The 14,501-nt window shown below is 63.7% G+C and carries 15 protein-coding genes; 12 read left to right on the top strand and 3 right to left on the bottom strand.

The genetic code is table 11. From position 1 onward, the window contains the following. Positions 1–15: 15 nt before the first annotated feature. A complete protein-coding gene (locus AX769_RS21580) occupies positions 16–1,206 on the top strand; it encodes an IS30 family transposase (RefSeq protein ID WP_066284400.1) in 1,191 nt (396 codons plus the stop codon). Here the strand turns inward: AX769_RS21580 and AX769_RS21575 are convergent. Then, positions 1,162–1,533: a BON domain-containing protein gene (locus AX769_RS21575; protein ID WP_066284398.1), complete on the bottom strand. Its 372-nt coding sequence runs from the start codon at positions 1,531–1,533 to the stop codon at positions 1,162–1,164. The genes AX769_RS21580 and AX769_RS21575 overlap by 45 nt on opposite strands. Before the next feature lie 124 nt (positions 1,534–1,657). Between AX769_RS21575 and AX769_RS23380 the strand changes: the two genes are divergently transcribed. The 9 genes from AX769_RS23380 (at position 1,658) to AX769_RS21525 (ending at position 9,684) form a co-directional block, all read left to right on the top strand. Further along, positions 1,658–2,555 (top strand): IS5 family transposase gene (locus tag AX769_RS23380; RefSeq protein WP_157887386.1). Its coding sequence is split into 2 segments (ribosomal slippage): positions 1,658–2,005 and positions 2,007–2,555, totalling 897 coding nucleotides; the frame shifts between segments, so codons are not numbered across the junction. A 445-nt stretch (positions 2,556–3,000) separates the two neighbouring features. Then, a complete protein-coding gene (locus tag AX769_RS21555; protein ID WP_066284393.1) occupies positions 3,001–4,392 on the top strand; it encodes an NAD-dependent succinate-semialdehyde dehydrogenase in 1,392 nt (463 codons plus the stop codon). A 300-nt stretch (positions 4,393–4,692) separates the two neighbouring features. Continuing rightward, positions 4,693–6,078, top strand: a complete 1,386-nt coding sequence (locus AX769_RS21550; protein ID WP_082764140.1) for an IS1380 family transposase — start codon at positions 4,693–4,695, stop codon at positions 6,076–6,078. A gap of 442 nt (positions 6,079–6,520) precedes the next feature. Next, a complete protein-coding gene (locus AX769_RS21545; protein ID WP_066284391.1) occupies positions 6,521–6,730 on the top strand; it encodes a hypothetical protein in 210 nt (69 codons plus the stop codon). A 147-nt stretch (positions 6,731–6,877) separates the two neighbouring features. Beyond that, entirely contained in the window at positions 6,878–7,168 is a 291-nt protein-coding gene (locus AX769_RS24540; RefSeq protein ID WP_162269030.1) for a hypothetical protein, read from the top strand. Further along, on the top strand, positions 7,086–7,778 hold the full coding sequence (locus tag AX769_RS21540; protein ID WP_066284390.1) for a hypothetical protein: 693 nt from the start codon (positions 7,086–7,088) through the stop codon (positions 7,776–7,778). Before AX769_RS24540 ends, AX769_RS21540 begins: the two co-directional genes overlap by 83 nt. Positions 7,779–7,792: 14 nt before the next feature. Then, on the top strand, positions 7,793–8,062 hold the full coding sequence (locus AX769_RS21535) for a hypothetical protein (RefSeq protein ID WP_066284388.1): 270 nt from the start codon (positions 7,793–7,795) through the stop codon (positions 8,060–8,062). A 10-nt stretch (positions 8,063–8,072) separates the two neighbouring features. Continuing rightward, a complete protein-coding gene (locus tag AX769_RS21530) occupies positions 8,073–8,804 on the top strand; it encodes a VIT family protein (protein ID WP_066284387.1) in 732 nt (243 codons plus the stop codon). A gap of 208 nt (positions 8,805–9,012) precedes the next feature. Then, a complete protein-coding gene (locus AX769_RS21525) occupies positions 9,013–9,684 on the top strand; it encodes a BON domain-containing protein (protein WP_066284386.1) in 672 nt (223 codons plus the stop codon). A 546-nt stretch (positions 9,685–10,230) separates the two neighbouring features. Here AX769_RS21525 and AX769_RS21520 read toward each other — a convergent pair. After that, positions 10,231–10,986 (bottom strand): SDR family NAD(P)-dependent oxidoreductase, encoded by a 756-nt coding sequence (locus tag AX769_RS21520; protein ID WP_066284383.1) that lies wholly within the window; start codon positions 10,984–10,986, stop codon positions 10,231–10,233. A 117-nt stretch (positions 10,987–11,103) separates the two neighbouring features. After that, positions 11,104–11,994, bottom strand: coding sequence for a universal stress protein (locus AX769_RS21515; protein ID WP_162269029.1), 891 nt, complete (start codon positions 11,992–11,994; stop codon positions 11,104–11,106). 168 nt (positions 11,995–12,162) lie between these two features. Here AX769_RS21515 and AX769_RS21510 point away from each other — a divergent pair, with 168 nt between their 5' ends. Together AX769_RS21510 and AX769_RS21505 are read left to right on the top strand one after the other, a co-directional pair. Further along, entirely contained in the window at positions 12,163–13,878 is a 1,716-nt protein-coding gene (locus AX769_RS21510) for a GAF domain-containing protein (protein ID WP_066284379.1), read from the top strand. Further along, a complete protein-coding gene (locus AX769_RS21505; RefSeq protein ID WP_066284376.1) occupies positions 13,875–14,501 on the top strand; it encodes a response regulator transcription factor in 627 nt (208 codons plus the stop codon). Before AX769_RS21510 ends, AX769_RS21505 begins: the two co-directional genes overlap by 4 nt.

Below are 14,501 nucleotides of genomic sequence, written 5' to 3'. Positions count from 1 at the left end.
GAGAAGGAGATTCACATGCCCCGTGGTGGAGCGAACCGCGCCAGTCTCGCCGTGAAGCGGCGGTACTTCGAGCTGATCAGGCAAGGCCTGTCCGGCTATGCCGCGTCGACGGAGGTGGGTGTGTCGCTGAGTTGCGGGTCGTTGTGGTTCATCGACGCTGGCAGCGTGCACGTCCACGAAATTGCCCCCGTCAATCGTCGATACTTCAGCCAGGATGACCGGATCGAGATTGCTGAGGGGCTTGCTGCTGGTGAAGCGGTGAAAAGCATCGCGGCACGGATCGGCAAGAGCTTCCAGAGCGTGTATCGGGAGATCTCGAGGAACCGGAAAGAGGACGGCCGCTACCAGCCGTGGTTCGCCCACAACCAGGCGCACCAGCGGCGCCGCCGACCCCGCCGCCGAATATTTGAGGCTGATCTCAAACTTCGGGAGGTGATCGCTCAGAAGCTGCAGAAGCGGTGGTCGCCGGAGCAGATCAGTCGTTGGCTCAAGCGCCGGTATCCTCGCCGGCCGGGCTGGCATGTCTGCCACGAGACAATTTACGACGGCATCTATCGAAGCCTGATCGTCCCGGCAAACCCCGCGAATCTGCGGACCGCACGTGTGTATCGGCACCAGCACGGCCGGGGACGCTCGAGGACGGGGTCCCTGAAACAATCCACGACGATGAAGTCGATCCACGACCGGCCCGCGCATGTTGAGTCCCGCCGGTACGCCGTTAGCTGGGAGGGTGACCTCATCATCGGTGCGTGGCAACGATCCTCGATCATTACGCTCATTGACCGGCGCACCCGCGTGACAAAACTTGTCCGTGTGGGGGATGACCATTCCGCCCAGACCGTCGGGGATGCTCTGATCAGTGCGTTCCGACACTTGCCTGCAAGCCTGAGACGCACGCTGACGTGGGATCAGGGCAATGAACTGTTCCACCACCCCCGGATCGAGGAAGCTACCGGGATCAAGATTTACTTCGCGGACGCGCACTCGCCCTGGCAACGCGGCTCCAACGAGAACCTCAACGGGCTCCTCCGGCAATATTTTCCGAAAGGAACCGATCTCAGTCAATGGTCCCAGGAGCACCTCGACAGTGTCGCCCAGGAACTGAACGACAGGCCGCGGAAGGTCCTCGGAGACCTCACCCCACACCAGGCCATGCGACGCTTAGGACACACGAAACGAACACACCTCATTCGCAACGACCGCTAGAAACCGCCCGGAGTCGGGGAGCTTGCTGATCCACTTGATGGCGTTCTCGACACGCTGGGCGATGTCGGTCTCGGTGACGTTCCACGTGGAAGAGGAGGGATGGATCTTGAGGTCGTCGGCGACGGTCGTCACACCGCTCGTGCGGAACGCCGCCTTCTTCGCCGCCAAGCGCTCGGCGAAGTTGTCGACCTCGCCGGAGAGCGTGACGACGCCGTGCTTGACGGCGACACCGATCCCGGCGTCATCGACGTCCGGTGTCCAGGCGAGCTCGGCCTGGACGTCTTCCTGGATGCTGTGGTCGGATTTGGTGAAGGTGCTGGTGGTCATAATGGTGCCCTTTCGTCGACGCGGTTCCGCGCGGTTACAGAATGTGCGCCTGGAAGACATCGGCACAGGGCCCTAGGGCGTGTTGATCAAGTGTTTTGGGTGTGTGTCGGGTCACGATTGATGGATGCATGAGCGTGATGTGATTTCGGACGACGCGTGGGCAGTGATCGAGCCGTTGTTGCCAGTCGTCCAGGGAAGGTCGCGTCCGTGGTTGCCGCACCGGATGGTCGTGGAGGGCATCGTGTGGCGGTTCCGGACGGGGTCGCCTTGGAGGGATCTCCCGGAGCGGTTCGGGCCGTGGAACACGGTGTTCAAACGGTTCGACCGGTGGGCGAAGGATGGTACCTGGCAGGAGATTCTGACGGCGGTGCAAGCGCGCAGCGACCAGCTCGGAAAGCTCGACTGGGTGGTATCGATCGATTCGACGATCACGCGGGTGCATCAGCACGGTGCGACCCTCGCCCGCACCACAGGGGGCACGATCGAATTACACGATTCTGGGCCCGGAGCCCTCTGATCACGCGATCGGAAAGTCCAGGGGCGGTCTGACCTGCAAGATTCATCTGGTCGCGGATGGTCGAGGGCGACCGTTGAGCATGATCCTGACGCCGGGGAACGTCAATGACACCACGATGCTGGCCGACACGATCGACCGGATCCGGGTGCCGACCGGAGGTCTTGGCCGGCCCAGAACACGGCCCGAGCGGGTCCTGGCGGACAAGGGCTACCCGTCACGGGCGAACCGCATCTATCTCGCCGGCCGTGGCATCAAAGCGACGATCCCGATCAAGGCTGACCAAGAACGCAACCGCCGAAAACGAGGTTCCGCGGGTGGTCGCCCGCCCGCGTTCGATGCGGAGATTTATAAACGCCGCAACGTCGTCGAGCGCAGCTTCAACCGGCTGAAGAACTGGCGCGGCATCGCGATGCGATCCGACAAAACCGCCCGCAACTACCAAGCAGGCGTCACCCTCGCCGCGACCCTTATCTGGATCAACACCGACTTACTCAACACGGCCTAGGTCCTTGTCCCTTTCGAAATGCTCCGCGGGCTCATGAGCTCGTGCAGCTCACGCCGCCACGCTCGCCGTCGGTAAAGGAGGTGAGCCACGACGACCATCGTGGGGAGTAAAACGATGAAGCCGACCGGAACGATGAACGCCAGGACGAGGGCGACGAAACCGACGGTGATTATCGTCGACAACCATCCAGGGTTCGCCGCAGCCCGGACGGTGAAGCGCGGTTTTTGGTCTGAGTGGTGGTCCATGCGGTCCTCGTCATTCTTCGCGAAATGAAGGCCACGGTAGATCACGGGAACATATCGGGTAAGGGGCCAAGGTCCCGTTCCGGTCACCCCGGGAAGTCCTCTCGTGGGCGCGACGGGGGTCGAAGGTCCCTACCGGACGCACCGGGGCGCTGTCACCTTAGAAGTCGAGGCAGCACTGCTGCAGAAGAAGGTTTCGACAGATGACGTATCAGACGATCAACCCTTACACGAACGAGATCGTGGCGTCGTTCGACGACGCGACCATCGAAGAAGTCGACGCGGCCATCGGTGCCGCTCACGATGCGTTCCTCTCCTGGAGGGACACGCCGTTCTCGGAGCGCACAGCCGTCTTGGCGAAAGCAGCAGCGCTGCTCCGCGCGGAGAAGCGCCGCTACGCCGAGCTGCTGACGCTCGAGATGGGAAAGGTGATCGGCGAGGCCGAGGCGGAGGTCGACCTGTCGGCAGACATCCTGCAGTACTACGCCGACCGCGGTGAGACGTTGCTCGAGACCATCAAGGTGCCCGTCGCCATGACGTCCGAGGGTGAGGTCGAGATCGTCAGCGAGCCGCTCGGTGTGATCCTGTCGGTCGAACCGTGGAACTTCCCGTACTACCAGGTGGTGCGCGTCGCCGGTCCGCAGCTGCTCGCGGGAAACACGATCCTGCTTAAGCACGCGAGCAATGTCCCTCAGGCCGCGGCCATGTTCGACGACCTCTTCGAACGAGCCGGCCTCCCCGCGGGAGCGTTCAAGAACCTTTACCTCCCCCACGACCTCACCGAGCACGTGATCGACGACCCGCGCGTTCGCGGGGTCGCCCTCACGGGCAGCGAGGAGGCTGGCTCCATCATCGCTGCGTACGCCGCCAAGGCCGTGAAGAAAAGCACCCTTGAACTCGGCGGCTCCGACGCGTTCGTCGTGCTGAAGGACGCCGACATCGACAAGACCGTCGAGTGGGCCGTGTTCGGTCGCCACTGGAATGCCGGTCAGGTGTGCGTCTCGGCGAAGCGCCTGATCGTCGTCGACGACGTCTTCGACGAGTTCATCGCGAAGTACCGCACCGGCGTCGCCGCCCTGTTAATGGGTGACCCGATGGATGCCGCTACGACGCTGGCGCCCCTGTCGTCTCAGGGAGCCGCCGACAAGCTCGTGATCCAAGTGGAGAAGGCCGTCGCGAGCGGGGCCATGTCGGAGAAGCTCGGTGCGAAAGCACCGGCGAAGGGCGCGTTCTTCCAGCCGACGATCCTCACCGGGATGGACAGCTCGAACCCGTCCTACTACGAAGAGTTCTTCGGACCCGTGTCGATCATCATCCGCGCCAAGGACGAAGCCGACGCCATCGCCATCGCCAACGACTCCCCGTTCGGCCTCGGAGGTTCCGTCTTTACGAAAGACACCGTCAACGGCGAGAAAGTCGCCCGCCGCATCGAGACGGGAATGGTCTACGTGAATCACCCGACCATGGTCAAGGCCGACATCCCCTTCGGCGGAGTCAAACACTCCGGATACGGTCACGAGCTGACTAACCTCGGCATCCAGGAGTTCATCAACAAGAAAGTCATCGACGTCGTCGATATCAACGCCGCCTTCTGAGACATCAGCGACCTGGCTATAAGCCACGATCGCCCCGGAGCAATCTCCGGGGCGATCTTCGCTGTCACCGCAAGCGCCCGCTCAAAGGACGGGGGGAGGGCATAGAACAGGTGCTCAAACGATGAGTTTCCAGGACCTGTTGCGCGAAACTCGCGCTTGCCTGGGCCGCCGCCTTTAGCCTGAATCCACCGATGGACGTTTAGTGGGGGTCGGCGCGTTAAACGGAGAATGCCTTCCTGATCAGGGAAAATAGGACTTGTCGAAGGTTCCATTTCGCCTGATAAGAGAGGCATCTCGTAGGTGCAAGTTTCTCACGCCGCCAGGGCTGCTGCTGCGTCATTTGATGACCCGAATCTCGTGTCGACCGCGGGGCTGCTCCCGGTGATGCGGCTGGCCGAGACCGCCGGTCTTCGCAGCCTGGCCGATCAGTGGTTGACGGTTCCGTCGGACAAGGGTGCCAACGCCGGGTTGAAAGTCTCCTCCCTGGTGGCGGGGATGGTTGCCGGTGCAGACTCGATCGATGACATGGCGCTGCTGCGTCACGGCGGCACGGGCAAGCTCTTCACCGCCTGTTATGCGCCGTCGACGTTGGGGTCGTTCCTGCGGGAGTTCACGTTCGGGCATGTCCGCCAACTCGACGCCGTCGCCTCCCGGCTCCTCGTGGGCCTCGCCCGGGAAACACCCCTTGTCCCGAAACCCTCCGGCGCAGGCATGGTCTTCGTGGATGTGGACGACACGATCATCGAGGTGCACGGGCATCAGAAGCAGGGCGCCGGGTTCGGATACTCCGGGGTCCGCGGCCTCAACGCACTCCTGGCGACCGTGTCCACCGACACCAGCGCCCCGGTGATCATCGGCCAACGGTTGCGGAAGGGGGCGTCCGGGTCACCACGCGGTGCTGCCCGGATCGTCGCCGACGCGCTGAAGACCGTCACCCGCCTCCCCGGGGCCTCGTCGGCGCCGGTGTTGTTGCGGGCGGACTCCGCGTACTACGGGTTCGCGACCATCAACGCGGCCCGGAAAGCGGGAGCGGCGGTGTCGGTCACGGCCCGGCAAGATCCGGCCGTGAAACGTGCGATCGCCACCATCCCGGAGAACGCGTGGACCCCGATCGAATACCCCAACGCGATCATCGATGAGGACACCGGCGCGTTGATCTCCCACGCCGAGGTCGCCGAGGTCCCCTTCACCGCATTCACCTCCCGGACGAAGAAAGACCACACCCCAGGTCGGCTCGTGGTGCGGCGCATCCCGGAGCTGAACAAGAACAACCTTCAGCATCCGACGCTTTTTGACACGCACCGGTTCCACGCGTTCTTCACCACCAGCACGTTGGACACGGTGACCGCGGACCAGGTGCACCGTCGGCACGCGATCATCGAGCAGGTCAACGCGGATTTGAAGCATTCCGCGCTGGCGCACCTGCCGTCGGGGATCTTCACCGCGAACGCCGCCTGGCTGGTCCTCGCCGTCATCGCTTTCAACCTCACCAGAGCCGCCGCAACCATTGCTGGTGCTGCTCTGGCGAAAGCGACCACCGCGACGATCCGCCGGAAACTGATCACCGTCCCGGGCAGGGTCGCGTCCTCCGGACGCCGCATCCGCCTGCACCTGCCCCACGCCTGGCCCTGGGAGGCCGCCTGGACCGCGCTGTTCGCTCACACGACAGGGCCACCCCGACGCTGATCAACCCGTCCGACCAGCCATCACGGCGCGACCAGGAACCAGCAGTGGAACGATCAGGGCAGCAGGGCCCACGGCCCTGCCGCGACCACCCGCACCCCGACGCTCACCCACCCCGCGACCCCACCCACCCCAGAAACATCGGTGGATTCAGGCTTAGCGTCGCCCTCGACGTCCAAGCCCAGGCCGGGCCCCGTTGGTGCTCGTCTTCGCCGGCTTCTCTATCGGGTGGCTGAGCATCGCCATCGCCCGCTTCATTTGGCCACCCGCGATGCGGTTGCGAGGTCTCGGCCCTTTCGGAAATGAGGTTGACGAGAACACGAACTATTGACTGTTGACGACCTGCTCTCCTGGAGGTTCGCTGGCATAACTCTCGCCCTGACAATGGTCGATCGCGCCGTCGCCTGGGCGAGGGTTGCCGAGAAACCGGCTTGTGGGAATCCGAATGCAACCTCTGCTCATCAATGGCGCTTCGTGGCGAGCCGCGCACGTGACCGGGGTCATCCCTGCGGTCAAGGCTCCTGCCCTCGCGCTCGTCTTGGTCATCATGGGCGTCAGCCAGTCCCTGGTCGTCTCTGGATGGGTCAGCGTCTTAGCCGTCGTTGCTGCCACGTTCGTTTCGGCGTTCGCGTCGCATGCCGCACGACCCCGGTGAACGAACGAACGAACCAGGTCGACTCCTCCCGATGAGCCGCTTCCGGCAGGACCTTGGTCCCTTGTCTGCGGGCCGGTTACGGCGGACGCTGGCAAGTGCATCTGCTGCCGCCTAGCAGCACGTCCGGTGCGACGAAGGACAACAGCCATGACCTCGTACCGCTTCGAGCAAATCGCCCAACAATTGCGCGGGGATGCCGCTGCGGACGACAAGACCGTTGATCTCCTGTCGATGGCGCGGGCAGCAGACCGTGCCGTGAGCTACATCATTCTCGAAGCGGCAGCCGACCACGCCCGGCTTCGTTCGCACTCCGACCTCGACTCGACCGCGTCGGTCGACCAGCGCCTGGACGGAGATGAGGACTTCGTCCACGAAGCCGCCGGGGGGTCTGTCTCACCCGCGTCACGCTCACCGCACCGAAGAGACCTGGAAGCGTAACGCCGCACTCTTCGCCGCCGCTCTCGACGCGCTCGGCACGGCCCGGCATGTCGACTTCGTCATCGTCACTGGCGACCCGCACGTGGTGGAACTGGTGCGCTTCGCCCTGTCAGAGAAGAGCAGGCAGATGCTCACCGCGCTGGCGCTCGACACACTCGCGCCGGGATCCTCACAGGATGCCGTGACGAAGCTCATCGACACCGAGACCGCGCGAGTGCTCGGCGCCCGCCGGTCCACCGCTGTGAACGGCCTTCTCGCCGAAACCGAGATCCAGAGGCGAATCGGCGTCGATGCCGTTGTCGCGGAACTGCAGGAGGCATCAGTCTCGACACTGTTCGTCGGTGAGCACGCACTGTCCGACCTCACCCTCTACGCACTAGACAACCGACCCTGGATCTCCGACTCAGCCGAACCGGGGCTCGTTCCACTGCCGATGTCGTTCCCAGCAGCCGATGTCCTCGTCCGGGCCGCGATCCTCACGGGCAGCGACATCATCTTCGCCCCTGCCGGTTCCCTTCCGAGAACGCAGCGGTGGCAGCTACGACGCGCTGGCTTCCGGACGGACAGCGCCCTATCCCCGAGCACGATCCGAACAACACCGCGGAAGTAACGACCCCGAAACCCATGGAGCCACAATCGCATCTGACGAGCCATCACCGTTCGACGCTCCAGCACATCCTCCAGCACCCGTCGAGCAATAACGTCACCTGGCAGGATGCACTTTCACTGCTTGACGAGGCGGGAACCGTCTCGATCGGCCGGAATGGCGAGATCACTCTGACCCTCGGTGACGAGACGGAGTCATTCGATCCTGGGACCCGCAAAGACCTGGACGTCGAGAACCTGGTGGATCTGCGGCGCATGCTCGCCGGCGCGGGCTTCGCCGGCCGGTGAGTTATCCAGCATGGCGTTCTCCCACGGAGTTTCCGCAACACACCCGGCCGAACCTCACGTCGGCAACTTCGCCGGCCGTCTGAATTGGCTTCGAGCTGGTGTGCTCGGAGCTAACGACGGCATCGTGTCTGTGGCAGCTATCGTCGTCGGTGTCGCAGGCGCTTCCACTGCGACGAGTGCGATCGCCACGGCAGGGATTGCCGGGCTCGTCGGAGGCGCCATCTCGATGGCGCTCGGAGAGTACGTGTCGGTCAGCAGCCAGGCCGACAGCCAGAAGGCGTTGATCGACAAAGAACGCCAAGAGCTGATCGACGACCCCACTGCGGAGCTCGAGGAACTCACGACACTCTACGAAGCTCAAGGTCTCACCAGGAAAACGGCCAGCCTCGTCGCTGCGGAGTTGACCTCGAAGAATGCGTTGCAGGCCCACCTTTCTCTCGAGCTCGGCATTCGTCAAGGCGACGTGGTCAACCCCTGGCAGGCCGCAGCGGCATCCGCAGCATCGTTCACGATCGGTGCGATCCTCCCTCTCGTAGCGATCCTCCTTCCCCCGGCGCCTATTCGTGTCCCGGTGACGTTTATCGCGGTGCTCCTAGCATTAGCCGTCACCGGCGACCTGGGGGCTCGCATCGGCGGAGGGTCCCGCGCTCGCGCCACCGTCCGCGTCGTCCTCGGCGGCGCGATCGCCCTGGCCGCCACATTCGCCATCGGCCTGCTGCTTCACACTGGCGGCATCACCTAAGACTCTTCGACAGTCGGTTGCAACGACGATTGGCACCAAAGCTCGGGTGGGTCCCGGATCGCTTGCCCTCGTTGGGCCAACTTCAGCCGGAATGATCGCCTCGCCAGTCGCTTTCTCTGTGCCGGTCGGGACCTTCTCCCCTACTCGGCCGGAGGCCCACAGAACATCCTTGAAGGGCGCGAAACCGCGCCAACGAAAGGGCACCATCATGACAACCAGTACACTCATCAAGTCCGATCGCGACATTCAAGAAGCTGTTCAGGAGGAACTCGCCTGGACCCCCGACGTCGACGACGCAGGCATCGGCGTTGCCGTAGAGAACGGTGTCGTCACCTTGTCAGGCGAAGTCGACGACGCCGCCGAGCGCATTGCCGCAGGCAAAGCGGCCTTCCGCACCTCAGGCGTAACGACCGTGGTCGAGGACATCGTCATCCACCCGTCGTCGTACGTGTGGACCGTCACCGAAACCGATATCGCCAAAAACGTGCAGACCGCCATTAGGTGGGTCGCCACGCTTCCCGACTCGGTCACTGCCACCGTGGAGAAGCACACGGTGACCCTGAAGGGTCAAGTCGAATGGAACTACCAACGCGAGGAGGCTCGACGAGCCGTCGAGGCTGTCAAGGGTGTCGTCTTCGTCGTGAACGAGATCATCCTCCGCAGTCGGCCTTCCGTCGCCAACACCGAGGACCGCATTCGGAAGGCACTCGTCCGCAACGCGACGATCGACGCCAACCAGGTCCACGTTGCTGTCTCGGGAAACACGGCAACCCTCACCGGCCAGGTTCGTTCCTACGTCGAGCGGAAGCAGGCCGAGACCGCTGCATGGGCGTCGCCGCACGTCACCCACGTCAATAACGACATCAGCATCACCCTGTAGCCAGGTTGTCGGGGCCACCGGTCGAGCCGGTGGCCCACGTCGCTTGGCGCCATCGCTCCCCACAACTCGGACATTCCGGAGATGAGCTGTCCGTCATCAAATTGTCGCAGGAGGCGAACGTGTGACTTTCGGGACTTTGGCGTCCTGGCGGCACCGTGGCCCACCACGGTTGGGTCCATCGAGGGGGACTTCGGGTCGGCGTCATCGGGGATAAGCCGTCGCCACGACTTACCCAACCGCGTCAGCACCCTTTGCGAGACACCCGTGCGAGTGACGTCGGCGAAGCTGTAGTTCCCTGGCACCGTGCCGTCGTCGATTCGCGTCAGGCGCGAAGTGATGTTCGGTCAGTGAGACGCCTTGGGGTTCTATAAAAGTAAGTCGCTCGTCTAGGCCCCGATGTTGCCGAGACCAGAGCATCGTCTTGAAGTGCCGGGAACTCAACCAGGACCGCGAGTCGTCGCCCCGATTTCGCGAGACGACCGGGGGGGCGCCGTCCAGCTCGGGCGGGGGTTGGGCCGCTACGCCCATGCTCTCAACGTATGCGGGCTATTGGGCCGTATATCCACCATCGACAAGGTGGTAGCTGCCGGTGATGAACGAAGCGGCGTCGGACGCGAGGAACGACACCAATGAGGCGACTTCTTCCGGCTCACCGAGGCGGCCAAGTGCGTGTTTCGCAGCAAGGGCTTGAAGGGTTGATTCGTCCATATTCGCTGTGACCAGCGGGGTTCGGATGAACCCGGGGCCCACGGCAGTGACACGAACCTTTTTCAGCGCGTATTCCAGGGCGGCGTTGTGGGTCAACCCCAGGAGCCCGTGCTTTGCGGTCACATAGCCAGCGGCAGTGGGAAAGCCGACGGAGCCAAGAATTGAGGACATGTTAATGATCGACCCTCCCCCGTTCTCGGCGATTGCCGGCAGCTGCACTTTCAGGCCGAAGAACACTGAGTTGAGATTCACGTCGAGAACTTTCCGCCACCCGTCGATCGTCAAGTCGCCGATCAAGGCCGCTTCGCCACTGATTCCTGCGTTGTTGACCGCAATTTTTAAGGGGGAGAGGGCGTTTGCCTCAGCGACGCAGGCGACCGCGAAGTTCGGGTCGGTGACATCCCCGACGAAAGGTTGAGCCGTCCCGCCGGCTGCAGTGATCGTTCCGGCCACGGCCTCGGCTCCCGCTGCGTCACGGTCAGCGACGATGACGGACGCGCCATTGGCAGCTAGGAGGAGGGCGATCGCTTTGCCGATGCCCGATCCGGCTCCGGTGACGATCGCGGACCTATTGTGGACGTCGTATGTGGCCATGGAATCTCCCAAAGATCACTGGTTGCTGGTGCTCCGTGCACCACACGAGGAGCCTGCCCGGTTCCAGGCGCGGTCGACAGAGTCGTAAGTCCCGCGAGCCGGGCCGAACACGTGTGGTCAGGTGAGTACGGGGACACGGTCCGCGGTATAGCTGGGTCCGGTCACGACGACTGGGCAGGGCATGCTGCCGAGAATGGCGGTGCTGACGGAACCCATCAGGGGACCTCGGACGGGCCCGTAGCCGCGAGAACCCAACACGAGTAACGCCGCAGTGCGGCCGCGTTCCTCGAGAACGTGGGACGCGCGGCCCTGCTGTAGTAGGGGAACAATGACCAGCGAAGGTTGCGCGGCTTGAACGGCTGCGACGGCCTCGTCAAGAATCAGATGATGGGATGGTTCTAGCCATGCTTCGCTCGGTTCGGCCGGGTTGCGTCCGAACGCGTCGTCGATCACTGGCTCCCGCCATGTGTGGACGACGGTCAGCTGGCATCTCATGCGCTCGGCCTCACTCCCGGCGAAGGCGGTAGCGGCCACCGATTCCGGTGAGCCGTCGACCCCGACGACGACGCCTCTTCCCGCCAGGTTCCGCGACAGCCCGGCGGGAATGATGACGAGGGGCGATCGGGAATCCGTAATGAGCCGGGCACCCAGCGACCATGCGAACCGGGGCTGAGAAGACGCGGGATCGTGTGTTCCCAAGACGAGCAGGGTCGCGGGGTTCGTGAACTGCAACAGTTGCTCGATAGGGTCTCCCCGCATAATTTCCGTGCCGACATGCACTGCCGGTGCGTCGATGGCGACGTTTTCGGCCTGTTCGGCGAGCTCCCGCTGAGCGACGGCGGCTAAGTCCTCAGCTGCGTCGCTTTCGACGGCCTCGAGGAGCGCGTCGTTGACGATGCGGACAATGACGACCGTCCCGCCGCCCGGGGCTTCTCTGAGGACAGCCCAGTCAAGGGCTCCCTGCGATTCGGGTGTGCCATCCCAGGCGACCACTGTTCTCTGGTTCACGATGTGTCCTTTCCGAACGTCGCGGCAAGCTTCCCTCGGCTTCGGGACGCACCTCAGGGGCTTTGGTCCCGTCTGGAACAACAGGTGCCGGACTTTTTTCAATGCCACGGAGAACCTGTCACGAAGTGGCCGTAGACTCCTCCGCTACGACGGCGAGAGGACGAGCCGATGAACGCCCCGAACAGCCTCCTCTTCCCCGATGGAGCGAAGTCCGAACTCGATCAGGCGCTGGCATCTCTCATCACCAGTGCCGAGCGCGTTGCCGGAACCCAAGGGCGGTTGCGCAATTTGATGCGCGCCAACAGGGCGATCGTCGAACAGTTGGACCTTTCGACGATGCTCAAAGCGACGATCGAGGCGGCGATCGACCTCGTGGGCGCACGGTACGGAGCCCTCGGTGTCATGGCACCCGAGGGTGGCCTGGATGAGTTCATCCAAGTGGGAATCTCGGACGAGGTCGTCGCCCGGATCGGTCATCTTCCTGAGGGGCACGGTCTCCTGGGTGCTGTTCTCGACGAAGCCCACCCGATAAGGCTCCAGAATCTGCAGGACGATCCACGCTCAAGCGGGTTCCCGGCTTCGCACCCGCCAATGCACGGCTTTCTCGGCGTTCCCATCCGCGTGCGCGAGCAGCTGTTCGGCAGCCTGTACTTTGCAGAGAAGATCGAGGGCGAGTTCACGCAAGAGGACGAAGAGCTCCTCACCTCCCTGGCAACGACAGCCGGGATCGCGATAGAGAACGCACGCCTGTTCGATGAAACCCAGAAGCGTCAACGATGGGCCACCCTTTCCGCGGACGTCGCGACGGCATTGCTCTCCAGTGACACAGAAGCTCCGCTGCGTCTTCTGTCCGACAGCGTCGCCGAAATCGCAGAGGCCGACCTGGTGTGCATCGTCGTGCCCATTGCTTCGGGAATGGTGATTATCGACACCGCTCGTGGAGCACTGGCCGAAGACGTCGAAGGCCTGGTAGTCCCGGCCGAAGACACGCGATCGGAGGCCGTCATGACCGCCGCCGAGCCGCTCTTGGTCACCTCTTTGACGGTCCCCAGAACTCACGATGTCCCTCTGCTCCTCGGGCCCTCCATGCTCATTCCTCTCCTCAGTGGCGCCGGACCCGTCGGAGTCCTGTCCGTATCCCGGGCGCTCGGCCGGGCACGGTTCAACGACTCGGACATGGACATGATCACGGGGTTCGCCCGCCAAGCAACTCTCGCCATCGATGTGGCGAACGTGCGCCTTGACCGTCACCGGCTCGAACGGCTCGAGGATCGAAGCCGCATCGCCAGAGACCTCCACGACCATGTCATCCAGCGACTTTTCGCCGCCGGCCTCGCGCTCCAGGCAAAGGCACACAAAGCCCCGAACGAGGCAGCCCGCTCAGACATCGAGCAAGAGATCGACACCCTCGACACGGCGATCGCGGAGATCCGAACGGCGATCTTCGCTCTCACGCCCCCTCGACGCGGGCTCCGCTCCTCCGTCCGACATCGCATCATCGACCTCCTCACCGAGATCGGTGCCATGTTCGCCACCACGCCCCGACTAACGTTCCTCGGAACGGTCGATCTCCTCGTGATCGACGAGATGGCGGACGACGTCGTCGCCGTCGTCCGAGAAGGTCTGAGCAATGTGGCCCGGCACGCCCACGCAAGCCAGATCAGTGTGAAGGTCGCCGTCGCTGAGGGCCAGATCGAGGTCGAAATTATGGATGACGGAGACGGTTTCCATCCCGGGGATCGCCGAAGCGGACTCTTGAACCTCCGTTCCCGAGCCGAACAATGGCAGGGCACCAGCGACACGGTGGCCCGCCCTGATGGAGGAACACGCATGACCTGGACCGCTCTTCTCACCGACATCCCCACCCACGAGGCCCCCTCGTGACACGGATATTCCTCGTCGACGACCACGAAGTCGTCCGCCGCGGCGTCGCGGACCTGATCGACGCCGAGGACGACTTCGACGTCGTCGGCGAAGCCGGCACAATCGCTCAGGCTCTGGCGCGGATCGCCGCGACCATGCCCGACGTCGCCGTCCTGGACGTGGGCCTGCCCGACGGAAGCGGCATCGACTTGTGCCGCGAGATCCGCTCGTCGTACCCGTCGGTCGTGTGCCTCATGTTCACTGCCTACGACGATGACGAAGCGAGCCTCTCCGCCGTCCTCGCGGGAGCTGCCGGCTATGTCATCAAAGACATCCGCGGCCAGAAACTGGTCGATTCCATCCGCCTAGTCGCCACCGGGAAGACGCTCGTGAACCCGGACGTCTCCCGCGACATCGTCGCGAAAGCGACCGCACCCTCCACCGAGCGGATGATCGTTCTCACGTTGCGGGAACGAGAGGTCCTTGAACTGATCGCGGAGGGTCTCAGCAACCGCCAGATCGGGGAAATCCTGAACCTGGCCGAGAAAACGGTCAAGAACTACGTCTCTGCGATCCTCCGCACCCTGGGCATGGAACGACGCACCCAAGCGGCCGTCTACGGTGCGGGACTCCGGAAGAACTAA

Source organism: Frondihabitans sp. PAMC 28766, from assembly GCF_001577365.1.
GTDB lineage: Bacteria > Actinomycetota > Actinomycetes > Actinomycetales > Microbacteriaceae > Frondihabitans.
Note: the sequence above shows the minus strand (reverse complement) of the source record. Positions and strands in the feature narration are given on the sequence as shown.

Bases quoted from the DNA above. Each gene is read 5' to 3' on its own strand.
- AX769_RS24540 (WP_162269030.1), top strand. From the start codon at position 6,878: ATGACCTCGTACCGCTTCGAGCAAATCGCCCAACAATTGCGCGGGGAT.
- AX769_RS21535 (WP_066284388.1), top strand. From the start codon at position 7,793: ATGGAGCCACAATCGCATCTGACGAGCCATCACCGTTCGACGCTCCAG.
- AX769_RS21580 (WP_066284400.1), top strand. From the start codon at position 16: ATGCCCCGTGGTGGAGCGAACCGCGCCAGTCTCGCCGTGAAGCGGCGG.
- AX769_RS21545 (WP_066284391.1), top strand. From the start codon at position 6,521: ATGCAACCTCTGCTCATCAATGGCGCTTCGTGGCGAGCCGCGCACGTG.
- AX769_RS21520 (WP_066284383.1), bottom strand. From the start codon at position 10,986: ATGGCCACATACGACGTCCACAATAGGTCCGCGATCGTCACCGGAGCC.
- AX769_RS21530 (WP_066284387.1), top strand. From the start codon at position 8,073: ATGGCGTTCTCCCACGGAGTTTCCGCAACACACCCGGCCGAACCTCAC.
- AX769_RS21510 (WP_066284379.1), top strand. From the start codon at position 12,163: ATGAACGCCCCGAACAGCCTCCTCTTCCCCGATGGAGCGAAGTCCGAA.
- AX769_RS21575 (WP_066284398.1), bottom strand. From the start codon at position 1,533: ATGACCACCAGCACCTTCACCAAATCCGACCACAGCATCCAGGAAGAC.
- AX769_RS21555 (WP_066284393.1), top strand. From the start codon at position 3,001: ATGACGTATCAGACGATCAACCCTTACACGAACGAGATCGTGGCGTCG.
- AX769_RS21525 (WP_066284386.1), top strand. From the start codon at position 9,013: ATGACAACCAGTACACTCATCAAGTCCGATCGCGACATTCAAGAAGCT.
- AX769_RS21540 (WP_066284390.1), top strand. From the start codon at position 7,086: ATGAGGACTTCGTCCACGAAGCCGCCGGGGGGTCTGTCTCACCCGCGT.